The sequence below is a fragment of the Streptomyces sp. NPDC027185 genome (genome assembly GCF_055567035.1).
In genome coordinates this window covers 64,750-73,162 of record NZ_JBVHRF010000012.1, presented here as the reverse complement: position 1 = coordinate 73,162, position 8,413 = coordinate 64,750, and the positions used below count along the sequence as shown (strand labels likewise).

General features: G+C 73.4%; 6 protein-coding genes. 3 read left to right on the top strand and 3 right to left on the bottom strand.

The genetic code is table 11. The annotated features are described in order from the left end of the window. Window positions 1-392: 392 nt before the first annotated feature. Window positions 393-1,388, top strand: coding sequence for a tryptophan--tRNA ligase (gene trpS / locus ACZ4M8_RS29290; RefSeq protein WP_467612851.1), 996 nt, complete (start codon window positions 393-395; stop codon window positions 1,386-1,388). A gap of 65 nt (window positions 1,389-1,453) precedes the next feature. Here trpS and proC read toward each other — a convergent pair whose 3' ends face one another. Continuing rightward, window positions 1,454-2,263, bottom strand: coding sequence for a pyrroline-5-carboxylate reductase (gene proC / locus ACZ4M8_RS29285; protein ID WP_467612848.1), 810 nt, complete (start codon window positions 2,261-2,263; stop codon window positions 1,454-1,456). Between the two features lie 505 nt (window positions 2,264-2,768). Between proC and ACZ4M8_RS29280 the strand changes: the two genes are divergently transcribed. Further along, window positions 2,769-4,217, top strand: coding sequence for a M1 family metallopeptidase (locus ACZ4M8_RS29280; protein ID WP_467612845.1), 1,449 nt, complete (start codon window positions 2,769-2,771; stop codon window positions 4,215-4,217). A 119-nt stretch (window positions 4,218-4,336) separates the two neighbouring features. Here the strand turns inward: ACZ4M8_RS29280 and ACZ4M8_RS29275 are convergent, their stop codons facing one another. Beyond that, on the bottom strand, window positions 4,337-4,915 hold the full coding sequence (locus tag ACZ4M8_RS29275) for a hypothetical protein (RefSeq protein WP_467612842.1): 579 nt from the start codon (window positions 4,913-4,915) through the stop codon (window positions 4,337-4,339). A gap of 410 nt (window positions 4,916-5,325) precedes the next feature. Then, window positions 5,326-5,652: an SH3 domain-containing protein gene (locus ACZ4M8_RS29270; protein ID WP_467612839.1), complete on the bottom strand. Its 327-nt coding sequence runs from the start codon at window positions 5,650-5,652 to the stop codon at window positions 5,326-5,328. Between the two features lie 187 nt (window positions 5,653-5,839). Here ACZ4M8_RS29270 and ACZ4M8_RS29265 point away from each other — a divergent pair, with 187 nt between their 5' ends. Beyond that, complete coding sequence (locus ACZ4M8_RS29265) at window positions 5,840-8,293, top strand: serine/threonine-protein kinase (protein ID WP_467612836.1); 2,454 nt, start codon at window positions 5,840-5,842, stop codon at window positions 8,291-8,293. Window positions 8,294-8,413 lie beyond the last annotated feature (120 nt).

The following is an 8,413-nucleotide window of genomic DNA, read 5'->3' as shown; positions in this document are numbered from 1 at the left end:
CGCATAATCACGTCGCGGTGTGAATTTCGGGCATGCCGAAATTCTTCCCGGTGAGGAGTCGTGCGGTAGTGGTGTGCCGCGATGCGGCGGATGGCCGCCACAGAACCGTTCCGGCTACGTGGCAACTCGGAGAACAGTACACGAGGGGTCTGAGTGCTTCAAACCCGTGTCGGGCCGGGATTTCGCGGGGTAGCTTGGGCGCCATGACCCAGCATGCGCACGTACAGCAGTGGTGGCCCGCCTGACGGCGGCCGACCACAGCGCATGCACGACCACGGCCGCCGCCTCGGCGGCCGTTCGCGTTTCTTCCTCCCGCAGTCGGCCGGCGAGTGCGGTGGTCCGCGCGGGGCGCCGAGCGGCGTCCGCGTATCAGGACGGCAGGAGAGGACGACATGGCGAGGACGCGGATCTTCAGTGGTGTGAAGCCGACGGGGCATCTGACGCTGGGGAACTATCTGGGGGCGCTGCGGCGGTGGGCCGAGGTGGATCAGCACCGGGCGGACGCGTTGTTCTGTGTGGTGGATCTGCATGCGCTGACCGTGTCGCACGATCCGGCGCGGGTGCGGCGGCTGACCCGGCAGGCGGCGACGTTGCTGCTGGCCACGGGGTTGGATCCGGAGCGGTGCACGGTGTTCGTGCAGAGCCAGGTGGATGAGCACGCGCGGCTTTCGTACCTGATGGAGTGCACCGCGTCCGACGGGGAGATGCGGCGGATGATCCAGTACAAGGAGAAGAAGGGGCGGGGCGGCGCGGAGGTACGGCTGTCGTTGCTGACGTATCCGGCGCTGATGGCGGCGGACATCCTGGCGTACGGGACGGATGAGGTTCCGGTGGGTGAGGACCAGGCGCAGCACGTGGAGCTGACGCGGGATCTCGCGGTGCGGTTCAACCAGCGGTACGGGCCGGTGTTCGTGGTGCCCCGGGCGACGCGGCCGCCGGTGGCGGCGCGGGTGAAGGATCTTCAGGAGCCCACGGTGAAGATGGGCAAGTCGCATGCGCGGACGGCGGGGATCGTCTACTTGCTGGACGAGGCGGAGACGGTGCGGCGGAAGGTGGCGCGGGCGGTGACGGACACCTACCCGGATGTGGTGTACGACCCGGTGGAGCGGCCGGGGGTGGCGAATCTGCTGGAGGTGCTGGCGGCCTGTACGGGCGAGGAGCCGGGGGCGCTGGCCGGGGCGTACGGCTCGTACGGGGCGTTGAAGAAGGACGTCGCGGAGGCGGTGGTGGAGCTGTTGCGGCCGGTGCGGGAGCGGCATGCGGAGCTGGCGGCGGAGCCGGAGTACGTCGACGGTGTGCTGCGGGACGGGGCCGAGCGGGCGCGGGCGACGGCACGGCCCCGGGTCGATGCGGCGTACCGGGCGGTGGGCTTGCTGCCGCCGGGGTGAGTCCGGGGAAGCGGTCCCCTACGGGTGGAGTCCCGACCCGTAGGGGACCGCTCGGGGGCGAGGGGTCAGCCGTTGCCTGAGGCGAGTTCGCGGCTGCGGTCGCGGGCGGCTTCGAGGGCGGCGAGGAGGGCGGCGCGGACGCCGTGGTTCTCCAGTTCGCGGATGGCGTTGATGGTGGTGCCCGCGGGGGAGGTGACGTTCTCGCGGAGTTTGACGGGGTGCTCGCCGCTGTCGCGGAGCATGACGGCGGCGCCGATCGCGGCCTGGACGATGAGGTCGTGGGCCTTGTCGCGGGGCAGTCCGAGGAGGATGCCGGCGTCGGTCATGGCCTCGACGAGAAAGTAGAAATAGGCCGGTCCGGAGCCGGAGAGGGCGGTCGCGGCGTCCTGCTGGGACTCCGGGACGCGCAGGGTCTTGCCGACGCCCGCGAAGATCTCCTCGGCGCGGCGGAGGTGGTCGCCGGTGGCGTGGGTGCCCGCGGAGATGACGGACATGGCCTCGTCGACGAGGGCGGGGGTGTTGGTCATGACGCGGACGACGGGGGTGCCGGTGGCCAGCCGTTCCTCGAAGAAGGCGGTGGGAACGCCCGCGGCGCCGCTGATGACGAGGCGGTCGGCGGGGACGTGCGGCGCCAGTTCGGTCAGGAGGGTGCCCATGTCCTGCGGTTTGACGGTGAGGATCAGGGTGTCGGCGGCGGCTGCGGCCTCGGCGTTGCTGACCGCTTCGACGCCGTAGCGCTCGCGGAGCTGGGCGGCGCGCTCGGGGCGGCGGGCGGTGACCAGCAGGTCGGCGGGGGCCCAGCCGCCGCGGATCATGCCGCTGAGCAGGGCTTCGCCGATTTTTCCGGTGCCGAGTACGGCGACCTTCTGAGCCATGTTGCGCTTCACCTCGCCGGTGGTGGTGTGTCAGGGGGCGGTGCCGTCTCCCGCCGGTTCTCCGGTCGGGCCGCGGCCGGGCGGCGGCGCGTTCCCTGGGTTGCCTGGTTGCGCGGTCATCCTCGCACCCGGGGGTGGTGGTCGACGGGGGTGTTCCGGGGTGCGGACGGCGGGCCGCTGTCCCCTGGCCCTTGCGGGGTCCGGGTGGCGCCTGGGGTACGTGGGGCGCGGCTCGTTCCGGGCCCCGCGGCTCTCCGGCGCGTTCCGCTCGCTGAGGCGTGCTCCGTTCCCTCCTCATTCCACCTTGTTCCGCCCGTTCCATGGGGTGTTCCGCGTTCCACCCATTCCAGCCAGGGACCGGTTCGTTGCTGGTCGCGGGACGCGTTCTACCCCGTGCCGGAAAAGTCCGTAGGGTCGGCATTTCGTGATCATGCAGGGGCCGGGCGGGGTGACCGGTGCGGTTCCCGGCCCGGTGTTCCGGGTCCGAGCCGATGTCTGGAGAGTTGTGAAGCGCCGGTCCGTCCGTTTCCGCCGTGGGGCCGCCGCCTCGTCCGCCGCGCTCGTCGCCGTCCTGCTGGTGTCGTCCTGTACGCAGGGGGCCGAGGTCAAGGGGGCGGTGGGTGCGGGCGGGGTCGGGGATCCGCTGTTCCCGGCGCTCGGGAACGGTGGGTACGACGTGCGCCACTACGGGCTGGAGCTGGCGTACGACGTGGCGGAGCGGCAGCTCGATGCGACGGCGCGGATCACCGCGAAGGCGACGCAGGACCTCCGGGCGTTCCGGCTGGACCTCCAGGGGCTGCGGGTCACCTCCGTGAAGGTCGACGGTGCCCCTGCAGGGTTCTCCCGTAAGGGACACAAACTGACGGTGCGTCCGGCGGAGGGACTGCGGAAGGGGAGCACGTTCCAGGCGATCGTGGCGTACGACGGGGTGCCGCAGGAGATGACGGACGCGGACGGGTCGTCGGAGGGGTGGGTGAAGACGGCGGACGGGGCGTTCGTGTCGGGGGAGCCCGCCGGGGCGATGACGTGGTTCCCGGGGAACAACCATCCGCGGGACAAGGCGGCGTACGACTTCCGGATCACCGTGCCGCGCGGGTACACCGCGGTCGCCAACGGGGAACTGCGGTCGAGCGTCACCTCCGGGGGGCGGACGACGTTCGTGTGGCATTCCGGGGAGCCGATGGCGACGTATCTGGCGACGGCGACGATCGGGCGGTTCGACGTCCATCAGTCGCGGACGGCGGACGGGCTGCCGCTGTACGTCGCCGTGGACCCCGAGGAGGCGGCGGGCAGCCGGGAGGCGCTCGACCGGCTGCCGGAGGTGCTGGCCTGGTCACGGAAGCTCTTCGGGCCGTATCCGTTCGCGTCGGCGGGTGCGATCGTCGACCACACACCGGAGCGGATCGACTGGGTGGCGCTGGAGACGCAGACGAAGCCGGTGTACGCGAACGCCCCCGATACGTCGACGGTGGTGCACGAAACGGCGCACCAGTGGTTCGGGGACTCGGTGACGCCACTGACCTGGGAGGACGCCTGGCTGAACGAGGGGTTCGCGCAGTACGCGGAGTGGCTGTGGGAGGCGCACGAGGGCGGACGCACGCCCCAGGAACGGTTCGACGCGCTGTACGCGCTGGAGGAGGACGACGAGGACGAGGCGGACGGCGTCTCGTACGAGGAGCTGTGGGAGTTTCCGCCGGGGGACCCGGGTTCGCAGGAGAACGTGACGGGCACGCCGGTCTACGACCGGGGCGCGATGGTGCTCCAGCAGCTGCGGAACGCCGTCGGTGACCAGGTGTTCTTCCGGATTCTGAAGGAGTGGCCGGCGGCGCACCGGCACGGGAACGCGAATTCCGAGGAGTTCATCGACTTCTGCCAGGAGCGGACGGACGAGGACCTGACGGATCTCTTCGACGACTGGTTGTACGGGGAGGGACGGCCGGACTGGGAGTACTGAGCCGGTGGCCCTGGGGTGCGCGCCCCGGGTGAGGAGGGTGCGCGTCCTCGGGCTGGAGGACCGGGCTCCCCTACGGGTCCGTCCCCGTACGGGATGCCCTTCACGGGCGTCCCCGGCCGCTACCTCCGCTTCCCCTTGGAGGGTTTCGCCTTCCGGGGGTTCTCCGCGCGTTTCGCCGCGGGGTTGCCGGTACGGGCGGTGCGGCGGCGTTCGTGGCGGGAGCGGGCGGCGGCGTACTCGGCACGGCGCAGTTTCTCGCCGGGGGCCTCGACCAGGCTGCGGCAGAAGTAGGCGAGCAGGGAGCCGAGGAAGCCGATCAGCAGCAGGCTCTGCGCGGAGCGGTCGGCGGCGCTCGCCGAGGACGGATCGGGGCGGCGGACGAAACCGTCCCAGGTGCGGCGGAACGCGAGCGCGCTGCAGACCGCGAACCCGGCGATGACCAGGACGGTCACCAGCGGGCCGACCTCTCCGATCGCGAGGCCCTGGAACGCGAACCGCAGTATGAGCGCGCCGACCGCGGTGAGCAGCAGTGATCCGGCGGCGACGGCGACGCGGCGCAGAGCGTAGCCGCGGTCGTGGTGGAGCCAGCAGGTGCCGAAGAAGCGGATCGGCTCCGGTTCGGGCGCGCCGTTGGCCGGGCCGGTTCCGGGGCCGACGCCGCGTCCCGGACCGCCGGGGGTCGTCCGCTCGTCGCTCATACTCCGATTATCCCCGCCCGGCCAGGGCATCGCGGGCCTCGTTCCACCGGGCGGGCCGGACGGCCGTCACGTGGGCCGGGCGCTGCCTGGAACAGGTGGGAACGCGCCTCCGCCGGCCCCTGGAACGAGGCGGGTGGCCCGCTGGAACGGCCCGGCGGCCGGAACGGGCTTGCGGCCGCGCGCTCCGTCGGGCACCTCACGGAGTCCGGTCCGGCCCCGCCTGGAACGGCCGGCTCGTCCCCTGGCACCGGTGCGGCCCGCCCTCCCTGGAACGGCCGGCGCCCGTGCGGCGGAGCCCTGCGAGCCGCGACGGCGCAGTCGCCGCCCCGGGCGGACCGCACGTCCGGGGCCGGCCCACGCCTCGTCCGGGCGCCCGGACACCCGGCCTCCGGCCCCCGCCAACCGCTGTCTCAGGACGCGCACCGCGGAGCGACGAATCCGCTGCTCCCGGTCCGGACGTAGCTGTCGGAGACGTAGCCGCCTCCTCCGATCGCGTCCCAGATGTCGGAGACGCCGGTCGGCCCGGAGACGCGCTGGCCGTGGCGCTGGCAGCGGATCTGGACGTACGAGCCGGCCGGGAGTTGCCGGATGACGGCGGTGGCGGTGCTGGGGCCCTGGCGGACGTTGACGCGGTAGCCGGGGACCAGCGGGTAGGCCGCGGCGGAGGCGGCGCTGGCTTCGAAGGTGTCGTCCGCCGGGGCCACGCCGGGTGCGGAAGGGTCCTGGGTGTCGCTCATGGTTGCTCCCCCGTGGAGTGCGCCGTCGGGCGCGCGGTGGTGCGCCGCCCGGTGCGGGCGGGCGCCTGTGCACCGGCACGCTAGCAAGCCCCGTCCGTCCCGTACGCACCATCGACTAGGCTCCGCGCGTACCCCTGCGCCCTTCTGAGCGCGGGGTTCGGCACGGCGAAGGACACGGGGGTGGACGATGTCGCCGCTGCGGGACACCGGCGTGGAGCCGGAAGCGGAACGTCCGGGATATGCGGGGCAGTACCGGCTGGAGAGGCAGCTGGGCGCGGGCGGTATGGGCGAGGTGCATCTGGCCCGTTCGTCGTCGGGGCTGCCGCTCGCGGTCAAGGTCATCCATGCGGAGTTCGCGCAGGATCCGGAGTTCCGGGGGCGGTTCCGGCAGGAGGTGGCGGCGGCCCGGCGGGTCAGCGGGGCGTTCACGGCACCGGTCGTGGACGCGGACCCGGACGCCGCCCGGCCGTGGATGGCGACGCTGCACATCTCCGGGCCGACCCTCGCCGAGCAGGTGAAACGGAACGGACCGCTGCCCGCCTGTGAGCTGCGGGCGCTGGCCTGCGGCCTCGCCGAGGCGCTGCGCGACATCCACCGTGCCGGGGTGGTGCACCGCGATCTGAAGCCCAGCAACGTCCTGTTGGCGGCGGACGGGCCGAAGGTCATCGACTTCGGCATCTCACGGCCGTCCGACAGTGAGATGCGCACCGAGACCGGGAAGCTCATCGGGACGCCGCCGTTCATGGCGCCGGAGCAGTTCCAGCGCCCGCGTGAGGTGGGGCCGCAGGCTGATGTGTTCGCGCTGGGGTCGGTGCTGGTGCACGCGGCGACGGGCCGGGGACCGTTCGACTCGGACAGTCCGTACATCGTCGCGTACCAGGTGGTGCACGACGACGCCGATCTGGACGGTGTGCCGGAGGAGTTGACGCCGCTGATCGCCGCCTGTCTGGCGAAGGACCCGGCGGACCGGCCGACGCCGCGCGTGTTGATGGACCGGTTGCGGACGGAGTTGCCGACCGAGGTCCATCTCGACCTGTGGGAGCGGCTGGCGGAGGGCGGGCCGTCCGATACGCCGGTGGGGTTCGCGGCCCGGCCGCGCGTTCCGGGACAGGCGGGGCCGCCGGACCATTCGCTCGTTCCGGGGAAGCCGGCGGCGCCGGGAGAGGCGTTCGTTCCGGGGTGGCCGGCCGCGGACGCGCCGGCGGCGGAGGTGACGCACGTACGGGACGCCCTCCGGGAGGTGACGGAAGGGGAGCCCGGTGCGGAGCCGGGGACGGCGTTCCAGGGTGGAACGGGGGCCGGGGCCGAACCAGGGGCCGCGTCCCAGGGCGGAACGGGGCCCGACGCGCGGCCCGGGGCCGCGTCCCGGGCCGAGGCGCGGCCCGAAGTCCCGTCCCGCTCCTCGAACGAGGGCCCCGGGCCGGGCCGCAGACCCCGGCGTCGTCTGTTCGTCTGGGTCGCCGCCGCTCTTGCCGTGGCTCTGACCGGCGGATTCGTCATCGCGCAGGCCACGTCCGGGGGTGGGACGCCGCGTCGTCCCGCGCCGTCGCCGAGCGGCGCGTTCCACCCTTGGCGCACCACGTTGCTGCCGCGTCCCGCCGGGCACGAGGCCGAGATGCCTGCCTGTACTGCGGGGAACGGCGGCGCCGTTTTCTGTTCGCAGCGCGGTGTGACGGCCGCCCGGCTCGATCCGGTGACGGGTCGGGTGGTGTGGCGCCGCGCCGCGCCGCCCTCCGGGAAGACGGATGTCGCGCCGCCCGCGCCGCGGCTCTCCGGCGGTCTGCTCTACGTCACCTCCGCCGACGGCACCCGGCTGAGCGCCCTCGACCCGTCCGCCGAGGGCCGGGGCCGTACCCGCTGGTCCACCGCGCTCACGGCGTACGAGGGCGGCGCGTCGCTCGCCGGGAACACGGTCCTGCTCACCGCCGCCGACGGCGCGGTCACCGCCCTCGACAGCGCCACCCACCGGCCCCGCTGGCACCGCGCCTTCCCGGGGCACGCGCTGCCGTCGTTCCGGACGTACGGGACGGACGTCCGCACCGCGTACGCCGCCGAGACCGGTGCGGACGGCACCACCACGCAGGTCACCGCGATCGATCCGGCGTCCGGTGAGGTCCGCTGGCAGGCGCGGCTGCCCGGCATGCTGACGGTCGCCGGGGCGGGCGCCTCCGGGACGCTCTATCTCACCGCCGGCGAGCCGCGGTTCGTCTCCCGGACGACCGCCGTCGTCCGCTACGACCCGCACACCCGGCACAGCCGCCGCCTGCCGCTCGCCGCCCCGCTGGACGGCGTCCTGGCGACGGTGCGCGGCGAGACGGCGTACCTGCTGGCCGAGGGCGGCGCGCTCCAGGCCGTCGGGGAGCGGACGTGGGACGTGGAGACCTCCGTCGCGCGCGGTTCCACGCCCGTGGTCACGGCCGACGACCGCCTGTACTTCTCCTCCGCCGACGGCCGTCTTCTCGCCCTCGACGCCCGGAACGGCGATCTGACGGGCCAGACGCCGCCCCGTCTGAAGGCCGACCGCCACCACGGTTTCCTGGAGACCGTGCCCGCGCCCGTCCCGTCCCTGGGACGGGTCTACGGGACGTCTCCGGACGGCACGGTCTTCGGCGCGGCGGCGAAGGACCCGGCCAGTTGGTGAACCAGGCCCTCCACCGGCCTCAAGTCCCTTACATCACAGCGGCGTTGACCGTGGCGACGAAGACGGTCCGGGCCGGTGGCGGGCATCATCCGAGTCGGCTCCCGCGCCCACCGTTCCCGC

What these genes read in the sequence shown, in the direction of transcription:
- trpS (WP_467612851.1), top strand. Translation starts at nt 393, where the DNA reads ATGGCGAGGACGCGGATCTTCAGTGGTGTGAAGCCGACGGGGCATCTG.
- ACZ4M8_RS29275 (WP_467612842.1), bottom strand. Translation starts at nt 4,915, where the DNA reads ATGAGCGACGAGCGGACGACCCCCGGCGGTCCGGGACGCGGCGTCGGC.
- proC (WP_467612848.1), bottom strand. Translation starts at nt 2,263, where the DNA reads ATGGCTCAGAAGGTCGCCGTACTCGGCACCGGAAAAATCGGCGAAGCC.
- ACZ4M8_RS29265 (WP_467612836.1), top strand. Translation starts at nt 5,840, where the DNA reads ATGTCGCCGCTGCGGGACACCGGCGTGGAGCCGGAAGCGGAACGTCCG.
- ACZ4M8_RS29270 (WP_467612839.1), bottom strand. Translation starts at nt 5,652, where the DNA reads ATGAGCGACACCCAGGACCCTTCCGCACCCGGCGTGGCCCCGGCGGAC.